Genomic DNA, 24,889 nt, shown 5'->3' with positions numbered 1-24,889 from the left:
TGAAAAACGCCTTTTGATCTCTCTTTTTTCCACTTCTTGCAGATTTCTTAAAAAATATCCCCCCTTTTCTTCCCTATTCCTTACGCAGTAATTCACCTGCTAGGCCTTTGTTTTCAAGCCTTTCATAGCTTTATGTAAATTTTGTATTCATTCCACGTATAGGACATATCATTATTTCGATTGGTTATTTAAATTGGCTTAAGTACTCTTCAATGACGCTGTTTTTGAGGTTTCTGTTTAATCAGACTCATCATTTATAGCTAAAGGGGGCTCAAGGACGAGGCAGAGCAGCCCCATTCGAACTAGGAGTTTGGATGGGGTTTGTTTTAACGCAGTGAAACTCGCACTAACAAGATGGCTCTTAACCTACCCAAGAAATTCACAAAAGTAACGAATACCTTGATTCGACTTCCCACGTGTTCAACACGAATATAATTATGCTAATGGAGAGTTACAATGAAAAAAGGGTTAGCAAAACTGACGCTTGCACTCATGGCCGCTGGAGCAATTGGCACATCTGCTCACGCTGCATCCACACTAGTTTATTGCTCAGAAGGTAGCCCAGAGGGCTTTAACCCAGCATTCTATACTGCTGGTACAACTTTTGATGCGACATCAAAAAACATGTTCAACCGTTTAGTCGAATTCAAACTTGGAACGACTGAAACAGAGCCTGGCTTAGCAACAAGCTATGATGTATCAAGCGATGGCCTTGAATACACTTTCCATTTGCGTAAAGGCGTGAAGTTCCACTCTTCAAAAGACTTCAAGCCAACACGTGACTTCAACGCTGACGATGTGATCTTCACTTTCGATCGTCAAGGCAACAAAGAAAATCCTTACCACACAGTATCTGGTGGCTCTTACGAGTACTTCACTGGCATGGGTATGGACACGCTAATCAAGAAAATCGAAAAGATTGACGACTACACGGTGAAGTTCGTTTTGACTAAACCTGAAGCGCCATTCATTGCTAACCTAGCAATGGACTTTGCGTCTATCTTTTCTAAAGAACAAGCCGACGCTTATATGAAAGCGGGCACGCCTGAGAAGTTGGATATCGATCCAGTTGGCACAGGTCCGTTCCAAAAAGTTCAGTACCAAAAAGACTCTTTGATTCGCTACACTGCATTTAAAGATTACTGGAAAGGCAAAGCAAAAATCGACCGTCTTGTTTTCTCTATCACGCCAGACGCATCTGTTCGTTACGCGAAATTGAAAGCCGGTGAATGTGATGTTATGCCGTACCCGAACCCAGCTGACCTTAAGCAGATGGAAGCGGATCCAAACATCAACCTAATGAGCCAAGAAGGCTTGAACGTTGGTTATTTGGCATTTAACACGCAGAAAAAACCCTTCACTGATGTTCGTGTTCGCCAAGCGCTAAGCTTAGCAACAGACAAGAGCGCGATCATTGATGCCGTGTTCCAAGGCGCAGGTAAAGCCGCGAAAAACCCAATTCCACCGACTATGTGGTCTTACAACAAAAACGTTGTAGATTATGCATACGATCCAGTAAAAGCGAAAAAATTGCTTGCTGAAGCGGGTTATCCAGACGGTTTCTCAACGAATATTTGGGCAATGCCAGTACAACGTCCATACAACCCAAATGCGCGTCGTATGGCTGAAATCATGCAAGAAGACTGGTCAAAAATCGGCGTAAAAGCGGAAATTGTTTCCTACGAATGGGGTGAATACCTAAACCGTTCTAAGAAAGGTGAACACGATACCGTATTGCTAGGTTGGACTGGTGATAATGGTGACCCAGATAACTTCCTATATGTATTGCTAGGTTGTGATGCTGTTGGAGGCTCTAACCGTGCACAATGGTGTAACGAAGAGTTCAACAACTTGCTTCTAAAAGCAAAACAAACTTCTGATAAAGCGGAACGTACGAAAGACTACGAAGAAGCTCAGGTTGTTTTCAAACGTGAAGCGCCTTGGATCACTATCGCGCACTCAGTGGTTTATGAGCCAATCCGTAAAGAAGTAAAAGGTTACAAAATCGATCCACTTGGTGGTCACTACTTCTACAACGTTAGTAAATAGAAGTAAGTCCTTACTCGGACGATGACAAAGAGTTTACTCACTGGGACGTGGGTAAACTCTTTGCTGACCGAGCGATTTGCTCGATCACATAATATCTCAAGAGAGCCTGTCCTTTATGTTCCAATTTATTTTCCGTCGTCTAAGCCTCGTCATTCCGACCTTTATCGGGATTACCTTGCTGACCTTTACCCTTATTCGCCTTATTCCCGGTGACCCAATCGAGGTCATGGCTGGTGAGCGCGGTGTGAGCGCAGAACGTCACGCCGAGCTAAGTGCTCAACTTGGCTTTGATCAGCCGCTATATGTGCAGTACTTCCATTACGTCACTGGCGTTTTACAGGGGGACTTAGGCAACTCCCTCATTACCAGAGAACCGGTAATGAAAGAATTTCTTACGCTTTTCCCAGCCACCATAGAATTGGCTGTTTGTGCGGCTATTTTCGCTATTTTAATCGGTTTGCCTGCGGGTATTTTTGCTGCGGTAAAACGTGGGACAGTCATTGACCATTCGGTGATGACTTTCTCTCTGACTGGTTACTCCATGCCCATATTTTGGTGGGCGCTACTATTGATGTTGGTATTTTCCGTTAATCTGGGTTGGACACCCGTCTCTGGACGGATAGACGTGGTGTACTGGATAGATGACGTTACCGGCTTCATGCTGATTGACTCATTATTATCGGGTGAGGAGGGCGCGTTTTCTTCTGCGGTATCTCATCTTATTTTGCCTAGCATCGTACTCGGCACGATTCCTATGGCGGTGATCGCCCGTATGACACGCTCTTCTATGTTGGAAGTATTAAGCGAAGATTACATTCGTACCGCTCGCGCGAAAGGCATTGCCCCATGGCGTGTCATTGTCATTCATGCGCTTCGCAACGCCTTGATTCCCGTTATTACCGTGATCGGTTTACAGGTAGGGATTCTGTTGTCCGGTGCCATTTTGACCGAGACAGTCTTTGCTTGGCCAGGCATTGGTAAATGGTTGATCGAGTCCATCGGACGCCGTGATTACCCCGTTGTACAAGGCGGTATTTTGATTGTTGCTTGTATCATCATTGTCGTGAATCTCTTGGTGGATATCACTTACGGCATTGTTAACCCACGAATTCGACATAGCCGATAAGGAGGCGTTTATGACTACATCTACAAAAACGTCCACGACAGACGCGCCATTGACTGCACCAGTGCCTATGACGCCAATGCAAGAGTTTTGGCATTATTTCAGCAGCAACAAAGGCGCTGTAGCTGGCTTAGTCGTGATTGCGATTATTTGCTTCATGGCCGTCTTTGCTAATTTTGTTGCACCGCACTCACCGTCTGACCAATACCGCGATGCGCTGTTATTACCACCAGCGTGGTTAGAAGGCGGTAACTGGTCTTACGTATTAGGTACGGATGACGTAGGCCGAGATATATTATCTCGATTGATTTATGGTTCACGCCTTTCTATTGCCGTCGGCATAGTCGCAGTTACTGCGTCTTTGGTAATGGGTATTTTGCTGGGTCTGATTGCTGGTTATTTTAAAGGCGTAATCGACACGGCAATCATGCGTATTGTCGACATCATGTTGGCGATGCCAAGCTTGTTGTTGGCGATTGCGATCGTTGCCATCTTAGGGCCAAGCATTGTGAATGCAGCTTTAGCCATTTCCATTGTTTCGCTACCGCATTATGTGCGTTTGACTCGCGCGGCGACCATGGCAGAAATGTCCCGAGATTATGTGACATCTTCTCGCGTAATCGGTGCTAGCCCACTGCGTTTGATGTTTATTTGTATCTTGCCAAACTGCTTAGCGCCTTTGATCGTGCAAGCAACGTTAGGCTTCTCCAGTGCCATCCTAGATATGGCGGCCCTAGGCTTTCTTGGCCTTGGCGCACAACCACCAACTCCTGAATGGGGTTCTATGTTAGCCGATGCGTTGCAGTTTGTTCAGCGCGCTTGGTGGGTGGTTACTTTCCCAGGTTTGATGATTTTGATCACAGTACTGGCGTTTAACCTCATGGGCGATGGCTTGCGTGATGCCCTTGATCCCAAGTTGAAACAGTAAGAGAGGTTGTTATGTCACTGTTACAATTGGAAAATTTAAGCGTTACCTTCGGCAATTTCCGCGCCGTAGATAACATCAGTTACAAGGTCGAAGAAGGGGAAGTTCTCGGCATCGTTGGGGAATCTGGCTCAGGCAAGAGTGTGAGTTCATTGTCCATCATGGGCTTGATCGATTTCCCAGGTAAAGTGAGCGCAGACCAATTAACCTTCGATGGTCAAGATCTGCAAGCTATGCCAGAAAAGCAACGTCGTAAGCTAACAGGCTCAGACATTGCGATGATCTTCCAAGATCCAATGACCAGCCTTAACCCATGTTTCACCGTGGGTTATCAGATCATGGAAGCGTTAAAAACGCACCAAGGCGGCAGTAAGAAAGAACTGCGAACCCGTGCGATTGAGTTGCTAACACAGGTCGGTATTCCAGCACCGGAATCGCGTTTGGACAATTACCCTCATCAGCTTTCAGGTGGCATGAGCCAGCGTGTGATGATTGCCATGTCTATTGCCTGTGATCCGCGTCTATTGATCGCTGACGAGCCAACAACCGCTCTAGACGTGACCATTCAAGCGCAGATCATTGATCTATTGATTGAGTTACAACGCAAAAAACAAATGGGCTTGGTGCTAATCACTCACGATTTGGCTCTCGTGGCCGAAGTGGCTCATCGCGTTATCGTTATGTACGCGGGTCAAATTGTCGAATCAGGTCCAGCGTCAGAAGTCTTCAGCACCCCAAGACACCCTTATACTCAGGCGTTACTGGCTTCTTTGCCAGAATCTGCTTCCGGTAAAGCTCGCCTTGAAGCGTTACCAGGTGTGGTTCCAGGTCAATATGATCGTCCGCTGGGTTGCTTGCTCAGCCCTCGCTGTCCTTATGCGACAGATCATTGCCGTCAGGTTGAACCTGCAAACCAAGGGGATCTTGATCGTCAAGTAAAATGCCATACGCCATTGGACCGCGAAGGGAGACCAGCCGCATGAACCAATCCGATAGCCAGTTAATCTTAAAGGCTGAAAACCTAAAACAGCATTACCACGTCAAACAAGGTTTGTTTAAACCTGACGCTGTCGTTAAAGCGGTTGATGGCATTAGTTTCAACCTTGAAAAAGGCAAAACCCTTGCGGTAGTAGGCGAATCTGGTTGTGGTAAATCCACTCTTGGCCGCATGCTGACCATGATTGAAACCCCGACAGGTGGTAGCTTGGCTCACCTAGGTGAAGACTTACTAACCTTGAGTGCAGACGCGCAAGCGAAGCTACGCCAGAAGATCCAGATCATCTTCCAGAACCCTTATGGCTCGCTGAATCCACGTAAGAAGATAGGTGCAATTCTGGAAGAGCCTTTGGTCATTAACACCAAGCTTTCCAAAGAAGAACGCAAAGAAAAAGCGCTCTCTATCATGGCGAAAGTCGGTTTAAAAACCGAACATTACGACCGTTATCCGCACATGTTTTCGGGTGGCCAACGTCAGCGTATCGCCATCGCGCGTGGCTTGATGCTGGACCCAAATGTCATCGTCGCTGACGAGCCTGTGTCCGCACTGGATGTATCGGTTCAGGCGCAAGTATTGAACTTGATGATGGATTTGCAGGAAGAGTTTGGTTTGAGCTATGTGTTCATCTCCCACGATTTGTCAGTGGTGGAACACATCGCCGACGACGTGATGGTGATGTACTTAGGTAAGGTGGTTGAACAAGGTACTCGCGAACAGCTGTTCGAGAACCCGAAACACCCTTATACCTTAGCATTGCTGTCTAGTACGCCGCAGCTTTCACCAGATAAACGCCGTGTGCGTATTAAGCTACAAGGCGAATTGCCTTCTCCACTGAATCCGCCTTCTGGCTGTGCTTTCCACGGACGTTGTAGCTATGCCAACGACCGCTGTAAAAGCGAAACGCCATTGCTACGATTAGATGATCAAGCGGAGCAAGAACAAGGCCACATGATTGCTTGTCATGCTGTGGAAGAAAAGCGTATTGAAGCGATTGAGGTGGGTGCAGCGTGATTCAGCAAAAGACTCCTACAAGAGAGCGGTGACCACTTAGGTGGTTCACCAAACTCACCTCTCGGTGAGACCTTGAACGCCCGTAAGGGCGTTTTTTATGATTAGATCCATTGATTCTCTATCCGCTTACATACGTCGCTTAAAATTAGACAGTATTCATTGCAAATTAAAAAAGTAACTTGACTAAGGTTGGCCGGTTTTTAAGGTTACAATTTCGAAACACTCTCTTTCCGATTCAATTTCAGAGTTCATATTTTAATCAATTTGATATATTATTGTACGGAATTACCGTACTTAATGGTGGAACCATGGACTCTATTAGCGTAAACAAATTCAGAGACAATTTAAAAAGTGTTGTCGAAAATGTCATTAATCAGCATGAGCCAGTGAAAGTCACTCGTCGTTCAGGTGAGGATTTTGTAGTGATAAGCGCAGAGGACTGGGAACGTGAACAAGAGAGCTTGTATGTACTACAAAACAAAGGTTTGACTCAGCAAATTAGTGAATCAATTGAGACTCATGCCCAAGGAAAGGGTCGCCAAGCAACAGATGGAGAGCTTAATGAGATCCTTGGTCTTTGAAGGTAATACATGGCATGCGTATGAAAAAATGCGCGAACAGGATAAGAAACTACACAAATCTCTATGCAAACTCTTAAAAGAGATGCTCAGATCTAATGATCCCAGCTCTGGGCTAGGCAAACCAGAAGCGCTAAAGCATAACCTGTCTGGATTATGGTCAAAGCGTATCTCTCAGAAAGACCGACTCATCTATCGCTTCGATGACAAATCGATCTATATCTTCGCCATTGGTGGGCATTATGATCAGGGTTAAACCCATTGATTCTCTATCACATCGTAATGACGGACAAAGGTATCCGGATCTAACTCATATTCAGCATCTTCAGGATAAAGTTTGGCAACTTCAATATCCTGACCAGCAAACGCAATAATTGACTCACGAGTCGGCCAATAAGTAATTAAAGTCACTTCGAACGTTAACTCCCCCACCTCTCGCCCAAAAATTTGCGCGCCTTTAAAGCCTTCTGTAGCCGATGTGTCTTTCACACCCGTTTCATATAAGTAGGCAATGAAACCGTCTTTTTTAGACATTGGGCAACGGGCTTTCCATTCTCTTGCGATCATCGTCATGAATCCAATTTTTGCCATATTTATCTTTGTGTTAAAAAACTGCTTCAAGCCCTAAATTGCTTTTGCAATCCCATTAAGAAATTACGCAAGATTTGGTCTTTGCATTCACAGTAGTGGCGGTTATCTGGTTTACGAAAGAAAGAACTTAGCTCATGTTTGCTAAGGTTGAATTCCGCTAGCGACATAATATCGAGGATTTCCTCTGCCTGCAGGTTCAAAGCAATACGTAATTTCATGAATACCGCGTTGTTGGTCAAACGCTTCTCAGGCACGGGTTGTGGGCCTTCACGTTTGCCACGTTTAGTATTAATAAAGCCGTTCAAAAACGTCGCCATTTCGACATCAACCATTTCCACATAGCCAGCATCGTCTTCTTTCTTTAACCAGCTAGTCACTTGCTCTTGTGATGCCATGCCATCCGCTGCAGCAAAGATATCCACTATCTCTAGCTCCTTTAGGTCAAAAGTGTAGCGAAGGCGGCGTAAAATATCGTTATTGTTCAAAATGATTTCCTAGTGTTAGGGGTGCGAATATGACTAAGGCGTGACTCTAGCAGAAGTCGTGAGATATACCTATCGATGTCACTAGATCTGCAAAGATATCAGCAATTTTATACAGGTATCTGTCTTCTATTTTCGTTACCTTAGGTGGACATCAAGCAAATTACGGCATAAATTTTAAGGTCGTTTTTGATGTAACAACAGCCCACCAAACTCACGACTCTTATTAAAAGGATATTAGTTATGGTTAGTATGGAGTTTTTACTTACGTCTTTAATTTTAGTACTTATTCCTGGTACTGGTGTTATTTACACCATTTCTACTGGGATTTTTCTGGGTGTTCGTGCCTCATTCGCGGCAGCACTTGGTTGTACCTTGGGTATATTACCTTCGATGCTGGCCAGTATTTTTGGTCTTGCTGTAATTCTTCATACCAGCGCTTTGGCTTTTCAGGTGATTAAGTTTATCGGCGTTGCTTACTTATTGTATCTCGCTTGGAGTATCTGGAAGGACAGCGGAGAAATGCAACTAGAGAATAAACAAGAGCTGAAAGTAAACTTGCTACAAGTTGCTTTGAAAGGCTGTTTAATCAATGTCTTAAACCCAAAACTAACCATCTTCTTTTTAGCATTCTTGCCTCAATTTATTTCTTCTAGTGTGGGCTCAGTAACCAGCCAGATGCTACTTCTTGGTGGTATTTTTATGGCCATGACATTCTTTATTTTTATTCTGTACGGAATGCTCGCGAGTAAAGTCCGCCAATACCTAATCGGCTCTTCAAAAATCACCAAATACTTACAACAGACCTTTGCAGCAAGCTTCGCGCTTTTAGGCGTAAAGCTCGCACTTACCGACCGCTAGACTACACAGAGGATTTCACCTCGATCTACCGATAAAATCGTAATAATTTCGTCGAAAATGCATGTTTAACGTAAAATTTTAGATTCTGCCTGCTGGCTATATTGATTAGTAACGGAACTGGCGACTTAATAGCTTATATTTCTCAATTTCATGGATGTAAGCCAGTGAACATTACCCAAAAACCTACACTGATGGATATCGAGGTTTCCAAGAAGCCTTCGGTTGATGAATCAAGTCCAGCCAAAGCAAAAAAATCGACTCGGATCATTGAATTTGATTATCTGCGCGGATTGGCCATTGTGCTCATTGTAATGGGGCATTCTGTGACCAATACCAATGACGGTTTCCCTGTCTGGTTAGAAAATTTAATACGAGGTGGCACAGGCGTCTTTGTATTTATTTCGGGTTTTTTCTTTCACCATATTTTCGCCCAACGCTTTGATTATAAAAACTTTATGTCAAAGAAAGTGAAGAATGTGTTGGTGCCATTCCTGTCTGTTTCAGCGTTTGCTCTTGTAGCCAATTTCTTCGTTTTTCTGTTCGTAGATCACGCAAATGTGATGGAAGCTTTATCAATGTGTTGGGAGCTCATACAGCAAGGTTTTGTGCTGTTTCCCCATTGGTACATCCCTTTTATTATGGTGACTTTTCTTTGCTCTGGGCTGCATTTTCGTTATTTAAAACAGCCCTTATTCACTCAGTTGTCTATCTTGGCATTATTTTCACTCACTGCCGTCGTTATTCATCGACCAGATGGCAACATCAATGTGCTGCAGTCTGTTGTGTATTTTACCCCTTTCTATTTAGTGGGCATGCTTTACTCGCAATATTTAGATTGGATGAAAAAACACTATCGCTACTTTTTGATCGCTGCGATTATCGCTGTGGTCACAACAGTTTGGTTGCAAACTAGTGTGTTATTCCATGCCGGTGGCTATCACAAACCAGCATTTGAATGGGCAGGCATCGATTTACAATTTATTCAAAAAATGGGCCTGTGCGTGTTATTTGTTGGATTTTGCTCGCATCTTGTCTGGCCAGCACTTGGCAAGCATTTAATAATGCTCGCCTCTATTAGCTTTGCGATTTTCTTTTTGCACCCCTTGCTCAGTATGATCTGGGGTAATACCAAATACATATTACTCAATGCTGGGTATATCGAGCCCAACACCACTCTGGCTTATAGCCTAATTTCATCCGTGTGTTTATTCGTTTTTCAGTTCTATGGATCGGTGTGGTTGATAGGAAAGCTGAAACGTTTATTTGGCTCAAAAAGCCGATTATTGATTGGCGCTTAATGAATGAACGCAACCTTCTAAACACAAAAAAACGCCCATTTTCACAAATGGGCGTTTTTTGTTGTGCAAAAGCCTATAACGTTATTTTTTCTTTGGTTGGCGGCCATGGTAAATAGCAAAGCCTTTGTCTCGATACAGACGAGTATGAGACCCCAGCGCCGCATCTAAAATTGGCGGGTAACGCAAGAAATCGTTGGCAACCACAAATAATTCACCATTTAAGGTAAGGTGCTGCTTAACCGTCATAAAGAAGCTTTCCGCTATGCTGTAGTCGGTATTGACCCCCGTATGAAACGGCGGATTTGTCACAACATAGTTAAAGCGGCCTTTTACTTCACTCAAGCCATTTGAAGCGATCAAAGTCACTGCGTCGCTGATTTGGTTAGCAGCAAAAGTCAGTTCGGTCGCTTTCAAGGCTAATACACTGTCATCTAGAGCGGTAATGCGTGCGCCTGTTTTGTTATGCAACCAAAGTGAAATGATGCCATCACCACAGCCGAAGTCGAGTATACGCGCACTGGCGACATCGCTCATGAAACGATGTTCATTTAGTTGGTTCAACAAAATGCCCGTGCCTTTATCAAGCTTGCCATGGCCAAAAACGCCCGGCAAACTGCACAAAGTTAACGTTTGTCCTGCGACGTCTTGTTGCCAAGTCACAATCCAATCTTCGAATACAAATGGCTTCGCAGGGCGACGCTTGTAGCCGGTGTAAAGCAAACAATGTTTGGCCCCGTCAACCTTACCTACTTCATCTAAACCAGCCTCTAAACGCTTCATAGAGGATTTCACGCCACTCTTATTGTCGCCCACCAGCCAAATCTGACCACCCTCTTTTAGTACAGGCAAAACCGCTGCAATCAGGTAATCAAGCAACTCTTTGGCTTTTGGCTGATAAATCACGACATGATCAAAATCACTGCCATTTTCCAATGCCCATTGAGCAGACAGGAATAACTTTTCCTCTACAAAGCCGACTCGCAACAGAGCATCGTAAAAAGTTTTAGATTGGCACCAAGCAGATACATCCGCCTTTCTGCTCAGTTCCAATGGGTAAGTGTCTTCAGGGTTAGCAAATAAAATCTTGCCAACCAATTCTTCTTCGTTGCGCGCCAGTAATTGGCTCGTCGAGTTAAGATTCATAAGTTACAGATAGCTCTTTAATAGAAAGGGTGGTTACAGGTGCGAGTAAATTATTTAAGCGCTCTGTAGGAAGATCGGGTTGTACTCTTGGGTAACGTGGCGCTTGTCGGTCATTTAGCAAAGGCGACGTCCAACCTTGAGTTAAGACTAAAAAGTCCTGTGTAAACGCATCACCATGCTCCAAACAGCCAGACAGAATAACATCCAGATAGCTCAAAGCAATTGGGCATTCCTGATGCGGTTCTACCACATCATGGGTGTGATAAACCCAATAAGTGCCCGCTGGAAGTGGCTCATCTTGGTAGGTGGTAAGTTGCTCAGCATCAATCTGTGCTCGCTGATAACCTCGCTCACGTTCATCGAACAAGGGAAATTGATCAAAAGGCACTTCAACCAAAACCCCATTGCAGGCTTTTTCTGGAGCATGAACAACAGCCACTGAACTCATTCCGTAATCGACAGACATCACTGACCAATGGCGTTCAAAACCATGAAGTTTCACTGGCCATACGTTACCAGTTTCTCCTGTTTTTGCGCGGCTTTCTCCATTGATTAGGCTGCCATAGCCCAAAATAAAATGTCGATCTAATGAGCTCATATTCACCTCCATACAGAACCAGTTATCGCATGATAACGTGTGCCTCTAGACAGTGCTAGCTTATGTCCAAATTGATCAATATGACGCCCTACTAAAAGGCGCTAGTGAGAATAAAAAAGCCCTGAAAAATCAGGGCTATTTAGGTGCGATCTAGAGTTGTTGCTGTCTATTTAAGCGGGTGACTTTTTCGCAGGACTTTTCAGTAGAAAAACCAAAGGTACTGCCGCAACGGTTACCCACATCATTAGACGAAAATCTTGCAAGTACGCCAGCGTCGTCGCCTGAACGGTCACAACTTGATTTAACGCCGCCAAGCCCGCTGTCGTGGCAGTATTATATGCCCCACTTTCTTGAGCCATTTGCAGCCCAAGGTTAAATGGGTTGATATAGTCTGCAAATGCCGCATGGTTAATTTGCGAACGTTGCGCTAAATAGGTTGTTACCACCGAGATGCCAATGCTGCTACCAATGTTACGCAACAAGCTAAACATAGCCGTACCTTCATTACGGTATTTAGGATTTAATGTGGCAAAGCTAATGGTGGATAACGGCACAAAAATAAAGCCTAAACCAACCCCCTGAACCATACCTGTACGTATGATGTCCCATGCAGTGATTTCTGTCGTAAACAGGGTCATTTCCCACATAGACAAGGTGATTAGTGCCAAACCTAACGTAATGAAATAACGTGCATCCACTTTGTTTGCTAAACGCCCGACAATTATCATCGCCCCCATGGTACCAAAGCCACGCGGTGCTAAAATGGCCCCTATGTCGACCACAGGGTAGCCCATCAAAGAACTCATAAAGGGCGGCAATAATGCCATTGATGACAATAGGATTACCCCAACGATAAAGATAAACACCATGCCAACACTGAAGTTTCGATCATGGAACATCTTAGGGTCAATAAACGGATGATCATGGGTAAAAATATGCACCAAAAACATATAACCACAAACAACAGCCAGCATACCCTCTATAATCACTTCTAGGCTTTCAAACCAGCTTTGAGATTCCCCTCTATCAAGCATCATCTGCAAACTGCCGATGGCAATGCCAAGTAACACAAAACCATAAAGGTCAAAGCTGCGTTTTTTATCCAAAGGAGACTCTTCTAAGAAGCCAGCCAACCCCAGCCATGCAACGATGCCGAACGGCACATTGATATAAAACACCCAGCGCCAACTGTAATATTCCGTCAGAAGACCGCCAAGGTACGGGCCTAATATTGGCCCAACCATAACACCGACACCCCACATAGCCATTGCTGAGCCGTGCTTCTCTTTAGGATAAGTATCCAGTAATACGGATTGTGACAAAGGCACTAAGCTTGCCCCAAAGACCCCTTGTAACAACCGAAAGAAGACGATTTGATCTAAAGATTGTGCTGCACCACATAAGATTGAAGCCACGGTAAAGCCAACCACAGACCACATAAACAATCGCTTACGACCAATCTTGGCAGACACAATACCTGTCAGAGGCATACAAATCGCAGCCGCAACAATGTAAGACGTTAAAACCCAAGAAATCTGATCTTGAGTCGTTCCCATTGCCCCTTTCATGTTCGGCAATGCAACGTTAGCAATCGTGGTGTCTAACGCTTGCATGATGGTGGCCAGCATGACGGATATCGTAATCATGATACGAGTTGTGCCAGCGTCTCTAGGTTGTACGCTTTGTGTTGCCGCCATAACTATCGCCTCACAAAGCTACACCGAGCAAACGTCGATGATGTTCTGTATCTATGGTGACATTTGCACTAAAGCCTGTACGCAACACGGGAGTGTCTTGTGCCTCATTCACGGATACTTTCACCGTGAGTCGCTGCACTATTTTCACCCAATTACCCGTGGCATTTTCGGCAGGAATAACGGAAAAACTCGCACCTGTTGCAGGACTAATGCTTTCAACCTTGCCATGCAAGGATACTCCAGGATAGGCATCTACTTCGATTTCAACTTCTTGACCAGGCTGAACATAGGTCAGATCTTTTTCGGTAAAGTTCGCAGCAATCCATTGCTGTTGATCAGACACCAATACCATAGAGGTGGAACCTGCCGTTACATACTCTCCGCTATTAGGAACCTTAGCGACCACGCCAGATGCTGGCGCTCTAACATTAACGTGACCAAGGTTGATTCTTGCTTCATCTAGTGCCGCTTGAGCGGCTTGATAACTTGGATGGTCTTCCAGTGGCGCACTAGGGTCTCCGCCCAACGCTTCTTTCAAACGGAATAAATCTTTTTTCAATGTCGCGACCTTAAGCTCGCTGACTTCTGCCGCTTGTTTCGCTTGGTCAAACTGAGTATCAGAAATGAACTTTTGCTTTAATAGATTGGCCTGACGTTTTTCTTCTCGTTGGTTAAAAGCGAACTCGTTCTCAGCTTGATTAATCTCCGCTTTTTTCTCTTCGTATGCGGCTTTTTGTTCCAAGATATTCAATCTGACTTGCTGAAGCTGAGCTTGTGCTTTGGCTTCCGCAACTTTGAATGGCGTAGCATCAATACTAAATAACAACTGGCCTTTGGAAACTTTTTCGTTTTCTTTAACAGCAATGAACTGAATAGGCCCAGATACTTCGGTGTTTATCGTCGTTATATCGGACTGAATATAGGCATTATCAGTCTCTACATAGCGGCCGCCTTTCATATAAATATAGGCCGATGCCACAACGACAACCAAAGGTAATACCACTAACAAAGCTCGGCGCGTTTTACGCTTTGCAACATGCTTTGGTAATGCTGGGGTTGTTTCTTGCTCACTCATAGTGGGTATTTCTCCGGGTACATTAGTCTATATTAGGCAAATCGGTTGATAAATTTGTGTGCACAATGAGTAAAGCGTTCAACATAGCGCTGGCTTGTTCTTCTGTTAAACCTTGCAAGGCTTTCTCTTGAACTCGCTTAACTTCCTCGTCAATTTTCTCTAACAACGGACAAGCTTGATCCGTTAAATACAAACCATAGGCTCGTCTATCAGTTGGATCAGGTCGACGCTCAACGAGGTTATCCTGCGCTAATTGATCGATAAGACGAGCAAGCGTAATTGGCTGGATATCTAACATTTCAGCTAAAGCAACCTGTCGAATACCTTCGCTACGGGCAACATAAACCAATGCTCTTGCCTGCATAGGCGTCATTTCTAAATTGCTTTTTGTGTATTCCCGACGCATCAGCCGAATGATATCTGTCAAAAGAAAACCGAGATTTTGTGTCTGCATTTATATCACCAAAATTAATACCCTATAATTATTATATACATTACTTACTATATTCAACGCCACCTAATCAATCTGACAAATGATTCCTTAATCTAACTATAACGCCATGGACTGCTTCCTTAATTCATAGGCAAGGACCAACTGGTTTCGACCAGAGGAGCATAGTATCGTTAACGGATGATCGGATAATAAAAAGGACATTTCATGAAAAAACTAACCCTCTTAGTAACAGGTGGCGGCAGAGGTATTGGAGCAGCCAGCGCAATACTGGCAGCCAAGCAAGGCTATCGAGTCGTGATCAACTATAGAAAAGACGTAGACGCAGCTGAGCAAGTGGCAGCGGATATTCTTGCCTTAGGAGGTGAAGCGTATTGTATTCAGGCTGATATCAGTAAGGAGGAAGAAGTTCGTGCAATGTTTTCTTTGATCAAAGAAAAATGGGGAAGGATTGATGCTTTAGTGAATAGTGCGGGCATACTCGATAAGCAAGCACGCTTTGTTGATACTCAAGCAGAGCGCTGGCAACGCATCTTCGAAACGAATGTGTTTGGCACCATGCATTGTTGCAAAGCGGCGTTTCAGGACATGGCTGTGAGCTGTGGCGGTCAAGGCGGGGCTATCGTCAATGTGTCGTCGCTTGCCTCTGTTTATGGGTCACCCAATGAGTACGTAGACTACGCCGCCAGCAAAGGGGCTATCGATTCATTTTCGAAAGGCTTTGCCTTAGAAGTGGCAGGAGATGGCATACGCGTCAACGTCGTGCGACCAGGCTTGATTTATACAGACATGCACGCCGACGGAGGCGAAGCTGCCCGTGTTGACCGCATAGGCCCTACATTGCCTTTGCAGCGTGGCGGTCAGCCAGAGGAAGTCGCAGAGGCCATTTTATGGCTACTAAGCGACAAATCCAGCTACACCACGGGCGGTTTTATTGATGTCGGTGGTGGCCGCTAAACAGCGGCATAGTTTATTTACTCACGACACACTGAAAGGAACTCGCCTTCTGCAAACTGCCTTGTCGATATCTCGCATAGGATGGGTAAGGACAAAGAGGGCGAGTTAATCCAGCCATACGCGCTGTGATTTCTGGGTTATTCAAACGCGTTGCCGCCACGATACTTTGAGGCGCATTTTTACGCTCTACCCACGCAATAAGCGGTTGAAGCATATCAAACTGATCGACAGATAAACCACCTTGTCCATGAGGCATTCCTGGAACACGATATAAACGTACGAACTCAGAGGCTCGCCCTTCAAGAGCAAAGTCCAAGAAATCATACCAGCGTACAGTGTCTTTTACAGAGAAAACAGGGTCACTATTGCCATGGAAAATAATCATTTTCCCACCGTGGTTGCGAAACCCTGTTAGTTTTGGCTTAGCGGCATCAGGCGGAGTCATGAACGACATCGCAGATTCTTTAAATTGACTATTCGTCGAAAAGATTTTCGGTGCATCTTTATCAAAATCAAAGTTCAATAAATAGTTTTCCAAAGAATACACATCGCCGGCCACATTGGCGTAAGGAGTCGTGAAAATATGCGCTAGGGAAGCACCGCCCATGACTAAACTAATTGGCTTATTGCTCCACGCTGAAATATTACTTTCCAGCCTCCACATACGCCAATTATTAGAACGAATACCGCTGTCATAAACCCAATCAGTATACAGCGCTTGGTTTTTAGAATTATGTGGGCCCATGTGCATACGCATCAATGCCGCAACTTTATTTAATGGCAGGCAATCTCTATCTAGATCACTCTTACAAACCAATGCCTTTGGATTAAATATTTTTTGACAAGCATCCACTGCGAAAATCAAATCATCGTTAACACCGTCTAATTTATCGCATTGAGTGAGTAGCTGATTAGTAAAAAACTCTAAATCCCGCTGACTCAAAGCCTGACTGATATCATCGTCGACACGACGTAAAGCCTGAATGTCCCAAGCATGCTGTAAGGCTGCTTTGGGTAAATTAAAGCCGGGATAGCCAACTAGCAATCCATCAAACATCTCAGGGAACCGAGACGCAGCCACCATCGCCATACGACCACCGTTAGACTGCCCAAGCCCGTAAGCATATCGAATCGGAGATTGGTAATAACTTTCAACTAAGGATCGCGCTACAGGGTTGAGCTTTTGCACAGCACTATAGCCGTAATCTCGACGAGCCTCAGGATCATGACCAAACGCCGCACCGCCAGCTAGCCCCATTTCAGGGTAAGCTTGTGCATCGTGGCCACCATTGCTTGAAACCACCGCAAAACCTTGGTTAATAGCATATTGAGCGTTAACCAGACCTGTAATTTTACCTAATGCAGGCTTTACCACTCCGTCGTTGCCACCATTAAATTGATAAGCAAAGCGGCCTTGCCAGAAGCTCGGCAAACGTAACTCAAATTTGATCGAATAAAATTTGTTATCGACACCCATACGACGAGCCATAACGCCAGAGACTAAACAATAAGGACTTCGAACATCTCTATCAGCCCTTATCATTACTGTCTTAATGTCTACATTTTTAGGTGCTTTTGTGACGAGCGCTTGGCAATTCTCTACATTCGCATAAATAGGGTTTGCCGCAAAAATAAGCCAAACAGCAATAGATGTCGTCAAAGCAGAAAGCAATTTCATTCAAATCGTCCTTTTTGATACTAGGTGCCAAATCGAAAAGTCACACTTAACGATGAGATGCCATAGGCAAGTATTCAAAATAACCAATAATGAAAAAAATAGAAAGTTATCAAGATGGGGAAGAGAAATAAAAAACGGGCTAAAAGCCCGTTTTGATAAGCGTGAATTAATGAGCGCTGAACACCAATAAGTTAGGTGAAACTTCATTAAAATCCACTGCCATAGTCACACTTAGCGCAGTTACCGTAATGATAGAAAAGAAGAACACTTGTCGTGCCCAACCATTCACATCTATACCAGGACGGTAGCCTCGTAACGCCATTGCAAGCCACCAAAGGCTAGTCGCCAGAGCAACCACCATAAAGCCTATCCCGACATATCCTGTTAGCGGTAATAAGGCCGCAACAACCGCAAAGGCGGCGATATGAAGAATAATATGGCGTTTTGCCTTTGCAATGCCTTGTGACACTGGCAAAACAGGAATACCTGCTGCTTCGTAATCTTTATAGCGAAAGATAGCAATCGCGTAAGAATGTGGCATTTGCCAAATACAAAACATAGTTAACAAAATAGCAGCACCAGCATCAAACTGACCTGCTGCAGCGCAATACCCTACAACTGGAGGAACCGCGCCTGATAAACTACCAACAAACGTGCCATAAACGGACTTACGCTTGAAGTACAATGTATATAAGCCGACGTAAACTACGTAACCAAATACCGCGAAAGCAACCGCGACCCAGTTCGTAAAATACGACAATAAAGCCAAACCAATTACACCTAATACAACGCCATGGAAGAATGCCGCTTTACCTGACATTTCACCATTCACCGTCACACGGTTACGCGTGCGCTGCATTTTTGCATCAATATCTCTATCAACATAGTTGTTAATGGCACAGCCAGAAGCAACTACCAACGACAAGCCAATGACTGTCGCTAGCATAAGAATCCAATCAATCTCGCCACGAGAGGCTAAAAAGAAGCCCCCCGCAACAGAGATGAGGTTGCCCATAATGATGCCAGGCTTAGTCACCTGAAGATAACGCTTAAACATTTTTATGGGCTCCCATCGGACACGTATCACTTATCATGAAAGAAGTCCGCATAATCATCAAACAACTCTGCTTACATCATCATTGCGTTGGAAGCGTAGATAATCCATACGGACAACGCGACAACCATCACAATGATTACTGCAGAAAAGATGAATGAATAAGTGTCCAACTTGCCTTGTTCAGAGAAGTCCAAATGAAGGAAGTACTTCAAGTGAACAAAGATCTGAATAACAGCCAACACAACGATTGTGATATAAGTTGGACCTTTATCAAACGCTTCTGTCATAACCATCCAAAACGGAATACCAGTCAAAATAACGGACCAGATAAACCCAATGATATAAGACTTAACACTACCGTGTGAGTGCGCTTCAGAAGAATGATCGCTCATTAGATCGCCCCCATCAGATAAACAACGGTGAAAACACAAATCCAGATAATATCCAAAAAGTGCCAGAACAAGCTTAGGCAAGACAAACGAGTCAATGATCGGCTTGTTAATCCTGTAACTATGATTTCGACAGCTAGAATAACCATCCAAATCAAACCAGCTGTAACGTGCAAACCATGTAATCCAACAAGGCTAAAAAACGCTGACAAGAATGCACTGGCTTGAGGGCCGTTACCATTATGGATCAAATGCTGAAATTCATATATTTCTAGGGCTATAAACACACCACCAAAAATAAAGGTCGCCAGCAACCACATTAACGTGCCTGAACGATTTTTGTTATGAGCACAAATCATCGCAAAACCGAATGTGATACTTGAAACAAGTAACGCAGCCGTTCCTGCTAGGATTAGCTCAAGATCAAAAATCTCTTTACCAGAGACACCACCTGCTGTGTTCATAAAGAGCACAGCGTAGGTAGCGAAGACTGATGCAAAAAGCAAGCAGTCTGTCATTAGGTATAACCAGAACCCGAATACGGTGTTGCCACCAGTATCGTGGTGCTCGTCGTGGTGTGCACCAGCTTCGTGAGCGTCGTGCGTATTCATATGTGTAGTGCTCATGATTACCCCTTAGCCACGTTATCTAGATGCTCATTTTCGATCTGAGCGATTTCATCAGGCTGAACATAGTAATCAACATCTTTGGTGTAGGCGCGAGCAATAAAGGTCACGATAGAACCTACCAAGCCAACGATTGCTAACCACCAAATATGCCAGATCATTGCAAAACCAAATGCTGTAATAAGAGCACCGATGATAATCCCAGCCTTAGTATTCTTAGGCATGTGGATAGGGGCATAGCTTGCTTTACGAACGTAAGCAGTGCCTTTCTCTTTCATATCAGTGAAAGCATCGATATCAGACACAACTGGAAGTTCAGCAAAGTTGTAGAACTGTGGCGGAGAAGCCGTAGACCACTCTAGCGTATGACCATTCCATGGATCACCAGTCGTATCCAAGTTTTGCTTGCGATCGCGGAAGCTGACGTACAATTGTAGCAACTGGCAAATAATACCCGCCATGATAACAAAAGCACCAACAAGAGCGATGTACAACCAAATGTTCCAATCTGGGTTATCCGTGTGGTTAAGACGACGAGTCATACCTAGGAAGCCCAAAACGTACAATGGCATGAAGGCTAAGAAGAAACCAACTAACCAGCACCAGAACGCCGCTTTACCCAATTTCACATTTAGGTGGAAGCCCATTGCTTTAGGGAACCAGAACGTGAAACCAGCTAGATAGCCGAATACCGCGCCACCAATGATGGTGTTGTGGAAGTGAGCAATCAAGAATAGGCTGTTGTGCAATACATAGTCAGCGCCAGGTACAGCAAGTAGAACGCCTGTCATACCACCAACGGTGAAGGTCACCATGAAACCAAGAGTCCAAAGAACCGGCACAGTCACACGAAGGCGACCACGGTACATAGTGAACAACCAGTTAAATAGTTTCACACCTGTCGGTACGGCAATGATCATAGTCATAATACCGAAGAAGGCATTAACGTTCGCGCTGGAACCCATGGTAAAGAAGTGGTGAAGCCATACGATGAAACCAAGAATGGAAATCGAAGCTGTCGCCCAAACCATAGATTTGTAGCCGAACAAACGCTTACCAGTGAAGGTAGACACAATTTCAGAGAAGATACCAAATGCTGGAAGTACAAGAATGTACACCTCAGGGTGACCCCAAGCCCAGAACAAGTTGATATACATCATTGAGTTACCGCCGCCATCATTCGTAAAGAAGTGGAAGTCTAAGTAACGGTCAAGCGTTAGCATTGCTAGTACAGCAGTCAAAATTGGGAAAGATGCTGCGATCAAAATGTTGGCCCAAGTACAGGTCCAAGTGAAGATCGGCATATCCATCAATTTCATGCCTGGAGTACGCATTTTGAATACTGTCGCCAAAAAGTTAACAGCCGTTAATGTCGTACCAATACCGGATATCTGGAGTGCCCATATATAGTAGTCAACACCAACCCCCGGACTGTATTGCAAGCCAGCCAATGGTGGATAAGCTACCCAACCAGTTTTAGCAAACTCACCAAGACCCAAAGAGATGTTGATCAATACCGCACCAGAAACCGCTAGCCAGAAACTAAGGTTGTTCAAGAACGGGAAGGCAACGTCACGAGCACCAATCTGTAGCGGTACAATGATGTTCATCAAGCCGATCATAAATGGCATAGCCATAAAGATGATCATGATGACACCGTGTGCCGTAAAGATTTGGTCGTAGTGACTTGGAGGTAGATAACCAGGGTCACCGTTCGTTGCAAGTGCAAGCTGCAAACGCATCATGATTGCATCCGCAAAACCACGCAGCAACATCACAAATGCTAGAACGATGTACATAATACCCAGTTTTTTATGGTCAACTGACGTCAACCAATCATTCCAGAGTACACCAAGCAATTTGTTTTTAATAACTAGGAAGGCGACCACGCAACCCAAAACCGCAACCACACACAAAGTGGTGATAACGATCGGATCGTATGGAAGAGCGTCCCACGATAGTTTGCCTAAGAGTGCAGACATTATTTTTCAGCCTCCATATGCATATCATGCGATGAGTCTTGAGACTCGCCATGATTCATATCACTTTGATTCATTTCGCCATGGTTCATTTCACCGTGAGCTGAATTATCGTGAATCATTTTAGAATCAAAAACAGTTCCTTCAAGCAACTCAACTTTGCCGTGATCTTTCATGAACTTCATAACATTGTCCATAAAGATGCTTGATTCAATCGAGTTGTAATATTGAACAGGTGTTGGCTCAACGTGATGCGCATCGATTTCATGTTCAGCAAGTTTCTCATAGGATGCTTGATTCAAGACGCCATTATTGATGACATCATGAGTTCCAGCTTTAACGCCCTCAACCCAAGCATCGAAATCTGCTTCTGTTGGTGTAGCGATTGCTTTGAACTTCATTCCAGAGAAGCCGGCACCACTGTAGTTTGCTGACATACCGTCAAATGAACCAGGCTCATTTGCAATCAAATGAAGCTTAGTCACCATTCCCGCCATTGAGTAAATTTGGCTACCCAATTGAGGAATGAAGAACGAGTTCATCGTGCCTTCAGATGAAATTTGGAACGCAACAGGAACGTTTGCAGGGAATCGCAATTCATTCACGGTAGCAATGCCAAGATCCGGATAGATAAACAACCACTTCCAGTTCATCGAAACGACCTGAACGTTGATATGATCTTTATCCGACTTCAAAGGTTTGTAAGGATCCAATGAATGGGTTGATTTCCATGTAATCACACCAAGGATGATGACGATCACAATTGGAATAGACCAAACAATAGTTTCAATTTTTGTGGAGTGTGACCATTTTGGTTCGTAGATCTCGTCACGACCTTCACGGTATTTCCAAGCGAAATACAGTGTCATGAAGATGACAGGAATTACTACAAGCAGCATCAACAAAGTCGCAACTATAATTAGCTGCTTCTCTTCAATACCAACTTGCCCTTTAGGATCGAGCACACCACCCTGACAACCGGCGAGCAAGCCCACCATTAGCGCCAAAGCGACTTTACTTAGGATACGAGTTAACAAGAGAATCATCCTCTAACCCCGAGGTTCACAAAACTGCCACTTGAATATCAAGCAACAGAACGAAAATCCGGCTAATGCCGGGTATTTCAGTAAAGATCACCATACTGAGAACAGCACAAAAACCATTACTAAGTTAATACTATTAACGCAGTAATGATTTTTTTGGATCACCTAAATCTGAAAAAGGGAGCTCTACATCTCAACATGCGTCGGGCCTCAGCACGACTTGCTTGCTCATTAGGAGCAACATGAACTAAAGAGAAGGCCATTTTCTGGCGAGCAGGGTTGATATTGGTCATAACGGGCCAATAACTAACCAATAATAGAGTGATAAAAACAAGGCTAAAAAGTAGCCCTGCTTTAAAAATAAGGTCTGAACTGATAACGCTTAGGTTATCTGCAAAGGAAGGAGCGGCTGTAAATATAAAGAAACACACGAACAAGCAAGACACAGCTATCACAGGGCGTAAAGAATCCGCCAAGACGCTGGATACTGTATGCATAAAATGATGCAAAATGTCTTGAAAATTGTTCAATTTATCCATCCGATTCATAAAAACAAAAGTGTAAATGCCGTCTTTACTCGCTTCATACGAATTCAAGTGGGCGAAATATAGCAAAATTTAAGCAACCACACAAAGCGTAGTTTAGCCTTTGTTCTTCTTTGCTTCACTGTCTTTTTATAAAAATTCACATTCTAAGCAAAGGAAAATCTCTGCTTTTTGCTCTCATCCAAAGAGCAACGCCCTTAAAAGACGATTTCTTTACAATTTGCAAATCCTACTTTATCCCAGTTTTTTCTTAAACCAATGCTCCAATGCGACAACAATGTGCACCATAGTTTCATCTTTCGCACCACTAAAGCCCAATAAAAAGCCCAAACGTGAAGCACAATGAGCGTCACTATAATGTGAGGACAGAGGCGAAAGCTCGATGCCTTGTTGCGCAAGATCCTGCGCTATATGTTGATCCAATGGCGTCTTCGAAGACAAAGCAGATACAACAGAGGATTTCAGTATTATTAAGACATGCATCCCCCCTCGCGGCTTTCTCCATTCAAACCAAACGCCTAACTGTCTCTCAAGCAGCTGAATTAGGAAATCCCGTTTAAAACGATAATGGCGACGCATCTTATTTACATGGCGATTAAAGTGACCTTGTTGCATAAAATCCGCGACAGCAGGCTGCATAGGTAACGAAGCAGACGTCCCCAGCACTCGCTGACTTTTATGCAATGCCGCAACATGCCTTGTCGGAGCGACAATAAAACCAAGCCGCAAGCCACGAAACAGCACTTTCGAAAAACTCCCCACGAAGAACACGCGATCACGAGCCTGTTCATGCATACTCGCCGTTTGCATAAAAGGTACATTACTGCGGCCTTGGTAAATAAACTCATTATCGTAATCGTCTTCTACCAACCACCAGCTTGAAGAGTCATTGTGCAGCGCTTGCAACCATTGCTGACGTCGCGCCACACTGATATTAACGCCAAGAGGGTATTGCCGATTTGGCGTGACAATCGCCACATTTGAAATTTGTTCACTTTCTGGTAAGCATGGCCCATCGTCATCAATATAGAGATCGCCCGTTTTGACCGATGCAGAAATGGCTTGGCGAATCGGCGGGTAAGTAGGCTCTTCAAACCACCATTTCATTGACGAGCCAGCAGCCCCTTCCAACGCTGTAATGGCATGCTGTAATAAAAACAGCGAATCCCGACTGCCAGCCGTGACAATAATTTGCTCTGCCGAGCAATCAAGGCCGCGAACACGATACAAATAATCGGCTATTTCGGCTTTTAAATCCGGGTACCCTGTCGCATAACCACCTTGCAATACAGTCATGTCTGGATTTAGCCAACTGCGTCGCATACTGGCCGCCCATTCCTTAGTAGGAAAAACAGACACATCAGCACCAGAATCAAACGCCCATTTTGTAGATAATGTACTACGTGATAAGAAATCCGCTCTGAATTGTTTTGTCACACTCTGATTCACCATGGGCAACGCAGCAACAAACACACCACGCTTTTCTTCGCTGGTTAAAATGCCTTCCGCAATTAACTGATCATAAGCTCGCGACGTAGTACTGCGTGAAACACCCAACGAACCAGCGAGCAAACGCGAGGAGGGTAATTTGTCACCCACAGATAACGCTCCCGAAACAATGCCTTGCTGGATTTGCTCAATCAACTGTTGGTAATAAGGAGCGCCTTCGTCATCAAGTGAAAAGCGCACACTGCCTATACCGTGCTTCATATCTGGCCTGCTTTTTTATATTGATT

Annotated in this window: 24 protein-coding genes; 10 read left to right on the top strand and 14 right to left on the bottom strand. The window is 44.4% G+C overall.

All coding sequences use genetic code 11. From position 1 onward, the window contains the following. Positions 1-456: 456 nt before the first annotated feature. From C1X04_RS00550 to C1X04_RS00520, 7 genes are all read left to right on the top strand, one after another. A complete protein-coding gene (locus tag C1X04_RS00550) occupies positions 457-2,049 on the top strand; it encodes an ABC transporter substrate-binding protein (protein ID WP_110576453.1) in 1,593 nt (530 codons plus the stop codon). 115 nt (positions 2,050-2,164) lie between these two features. Further along, entirely contained in the window at positions 2,165-3,175 is a 1,011-nt protein-coding gene (locus tag C1X04_RS00545) for an ABC transporter permease subunit (protein ID WP_110576451.1), read from the top strand. 10 nt (positions 3,176-3,185) lie between these two features. Continuing rightward, positions 3,186-4,100, top strand: coding sequence for a dipeptide ABC transporter permease DppC (gene dppC, locus C1X04_RS00540; RefSeq protein WP_137168882.1), 915 nt, complete (start codon positions 3,186-3,188; stop codon positions 4,098-4,100). 11 nt (positions 4,101-4,111) lie between these two features. After that, positions 4,112-5,080, top strand: coding sequence for a dipeptide ABC transporter ATP-binding protein (gene dppD, locus C1X04_RS00535; RefSeq protein WP_110576447.1), 969 nt, complete (start codon positions 4,112-4,114; stop codon positions 5,078-5,080). Continuing rightward, a complete protein-coding gene (locus C1X04_RS00530; RefSeq protein WP_137168881.1) occupies positions 5,077-6,105 on the top strand; it encodes a peptide ABC transporter ATP-binding protein in 1,029 nt (342 codons plus the stop codon). Before dppD ends, C1X04_RS00530 begins: the two co-directional genes overlap by 4 nt. Positions 6,106-6,413: 308 nt before the next feature. After that, on the top strand, positions 6,414-6,686 hold the full coding sequence (locus C1X04_RS00525) for a type II toxin-antitoxin system Phd/YefM family antitoxin (RefSeq protein WP_110576439.1): 273 nt from the start codon (positions 6,414-6,416) through the stop codon (positions 6,684-6,686). Continuing rightward, the gene (locus tag C1X04_RS00520; protein ID WP_137168880.1) at positions 6,667-6,939 is read left to right on the top strand and encodes a Txe/YoeB family addiction module toxin; all 273 of its coding nucleotides are present in this window, start codon (positions 6,667-6,669) and stop codon (positions 6,937-6,939) included. Before C1X04_RS00525 ends, C1X04_RS00520 begins: the two co-directional genes overlap by 20 nt. Here the strand turns inward: C1X04_RS00520 and C1X04_RS00515 are convergent. Next, on the bottom strand, positions 6,936-7,274 hold the full coding sequence (locus C1X04_RS00515) for an antibiotic biosynthesis monooxygenase (RefSeq protein ID WP_254682298.1): 339 nt from the start codon (positions 7,272-7,274) through the stop codon (positions 6,936-6,938). The two genes, C1X04_RS00520 and C1X04_RS00515, sit on opposite strands and share 4 nt — an antisense overlap. A 26-nt stretch (positions 7,275-7,300) precedes the next feature. Continuing rightward, on the bottom strand, positions 7,301-7,759 hold the full coding sequence (locus tag C1X04_RS00510) for a DUF1456 family protein (RefSeq protein WP_110576435.1): 459 nt from the start codon (positions 7,757-7,759) through the stop codon (positions 7,301-7,303). A 240-nt stretch (positions 7,760-7,999) separates the two neighbouring features. Between C1X04_RS00510 and C1X04_RS00505 the strand changes: the two genes are divergently transcribed. Together C1X04_RS00505 and C1X04_RS00500 are read left to right on the top strand one after the other, a co-directional pair. Next, a complete protein-coding gene (locus C1X04_RS00505) occupies positions 8,000-8,617 on the top strand; it encodes a LysE family translocator (RefSeq protein ID WP_110576433.1) in 618 nt (205 codons plus the stop codon). A gap of 164 nt (positions 8,618-8,781) precedes the next feature. Then, positions 8,782-9,915, top strand: coding sequence for an acyltransferase (locus C1X04_RS00500; RefSeq protein ID WP_137168879.1), 1,134 nt, complete (start codon positions 8,782-8,784; stop codon positions 9,913-9,915). Between the two features lie 81 nt (positions 9,916-9,996). Here the strand turns inward: C1X04_RS00500 and C1X04_RS00495 are convergent, their stop codons facing one another. The 5 genes from C1X04_RS00495 to C1X04_RS00475 all read right to left on the bottom strand — a co-directional run bounded on the left by C1X04_RS00495 (position 9,997) and on the right by C1X04_RS00475 (position 14,882). Then, complete coding sequence (locus tag C1X04_RS00495; RefSeq protein ID WP_110576429.1) at positions 9,997-11,058, bottom strand: class I SAM-dependent methyltransferase; 1,062 nt, start codon at positions 11,056-11,058, stop codon at positions 9,997-9,999. Then, positions 11,048-11,656: a gamma-glutamylcyclotransferase family protein gene (locus C1X04_RS00490; protein WP_110576427.1), complete on the bottom strand. Its 609-nt coding sequence runs from the start codon at positions 11,654-11,656 to the stop codon at positions 11,048-11,050. Before C1X04_RS00490 ends, C1X04_RS00495 begins: the two co-directional genes overlap by 11 nt. Positions 11,657-11,826: 170 nt before the next feature. Continuing rightward, entirely contained in the window at positions 11,827-13,353 is a 1,527-nt protein-coding gene (locus tag C1X04_RS00485) for a DHA2 family efflux MFS transporter permease subunit (protein WP_110576425.1), read from the bottom strand. Between the two features lie 10 nt (positions 13,354-13,363). Beyond that, the gene (locus C1X04_RS00480; RefSeq protein WP_137168878.1) at positions 13,364-14,428 is read right to left on the bottom strand and encodes an HlyD family secretion protein; all 1,065 of its coding nucleotides are present in this window, start codon (positions 14,426-14,428) and stop codon (positions 13,364-13,366) included. A 22-nt stretch (positions 14,429-14,450) separates the two neighbouring features. Beyond that, a complete protein-coding gene (locus C1X04_RS00475; RefSeq protein ID WP_137168877.1) occupies positions 14,451-14,882 on the bottom strand; it encodes a MarR family winged helix-turn-helix transcriptional regulator in 432 nt (143 codons plus the stop codon). A 204-nt stretch (positions 14,883-15,086) separates the two neighbouring features. On the opposite strand from C1X04_RS00475, the gene C1X04_RS00470 reads away from it, so the two are divergent. Further along, positions 15,087-15,836 (top strand): SDR family oxidoreductase, encoded by a 750-nt coding sequence (locus C1X04_RS00470; protein ID WP_137168876.1) that lies wholly within the window; start codon positions 15,087-15,089, stop codon positions 15,834-15,836. Between the two features lie 13 nt (positions 15,837-15,849). On the opposite strand, the gene C1X04_RS00465 is transcribed toward C1X04_RS00470, so the two are convergent. The 7 genes from C1X04_RS00465 to C1X04_RS00435 all read right to left on the bottom strand — a co-directional run bounded on the left by C1X04_RS00465 (position 15,850) and on the right by C1X04_RS00435 (position 24,863). Beyond that, complete coding sequence (locus tag C1X04_RS00465) at positions 15,850-17,514, bottom strand: tannase/feruloyl esterase family alpha/beta hydrolase (RefSeq protein WP_137168875.1); 1,665 nt, start codon at positions 17,512-17,514, stop codon at positions 15,850-15,852. Positions 17,515-17,680: 166 nt separating this feature from the next. Next, positions 17,681-18,571, bottom strand: a complete 891-nt coding sequence (gene cyoE, locus C1X04_RS00460) for a heme o synthase (protein ID WP_110576415.1) — start codon at positions 18,569-18,571, stop codon at positions 17,681-17,683. Positions 18,572-18,642: 71 nt separating this feature from the next. Further along, a complete protein-coding gene (cyoD, locus tag C1X04_RS00455; RefSeq protein ID WP_110576413.1) occupies positions 18,643-18,963 on the bottom strand; it encodes a cytochrome o ubiquinol oxidase subunit IV in 321 nt (106 codons plus the stop codon). Next, positions 18,963-19,586 (bottom strand): cytochrome o ubiquinol oxidase subunit III, encoded by a 624-nt coding sequence (gene cyoC / locus C1X04_RS00450; protein WP_110576411.1) that lies wholly within the window; start codon positions 19,584-19,586, stop codon positions 18,963-18,965. The genes cyoD and cyoC overlap by 1 nt, the downstream gene beginning before the upstream one ends. Before the next feature lie 2 nt (positions 19,587-19,588). Continuing rightward, the gene (cyoB, locus tag C1X04_RS00445) at positions 19,589-21,568 is read right to left on the bottom strand and encodes a cytochrome o ubiquinol oxidase subunit I (RefSeq protein ID WP_110576409.1); all 1,980 of its coding nucleotides are present in this window, start codon (positions 21,566-21,568) and stop codon (positions 19,589-19,591) included. Next, the gene (gene cyoA / locus C1X04_RS00440; RefSeq protein ID WP_137168874.1) at positions 21,568-22,611 is read right to left on the bottom strand and encodes a ubiquinol oxidase subunit II; all 1,044 of its coding nucleotides are present in this window, start codon (positions 22,609-22,611) and stop codon (positions 21,568-21,570) included. Before cyoA ends, cyoB begins: the two co-directional genes overlap by 1 nt. Positions 22,612-23,387: 776 nt before the next feature. Continuing rightward, a complete protein-coding gene (locus C1X04_RS00435; protein WP_137168873.1) occupies positions 23,388-24,863 on the bottom strand; it encodes a PLP-dependent aminotransferase family protein in 1,476 nt (491 codons plus the stop codon). Positions 24,864-24,889: the final 26 nt, after the last annotated feature.

Source organism: Marinomonas sp. FW-1 (assembly GCF_005222245.1).
GTDB lineage: Bacteria > Pseudomonadota > Gammaproteobacteria > Pseudomonadales > Marinomonadaceae > Marinomonas > Marinomonas alcarazii.
This window is presented reverse-complemented; position numbering and strand designations above follow the sequence as displayed.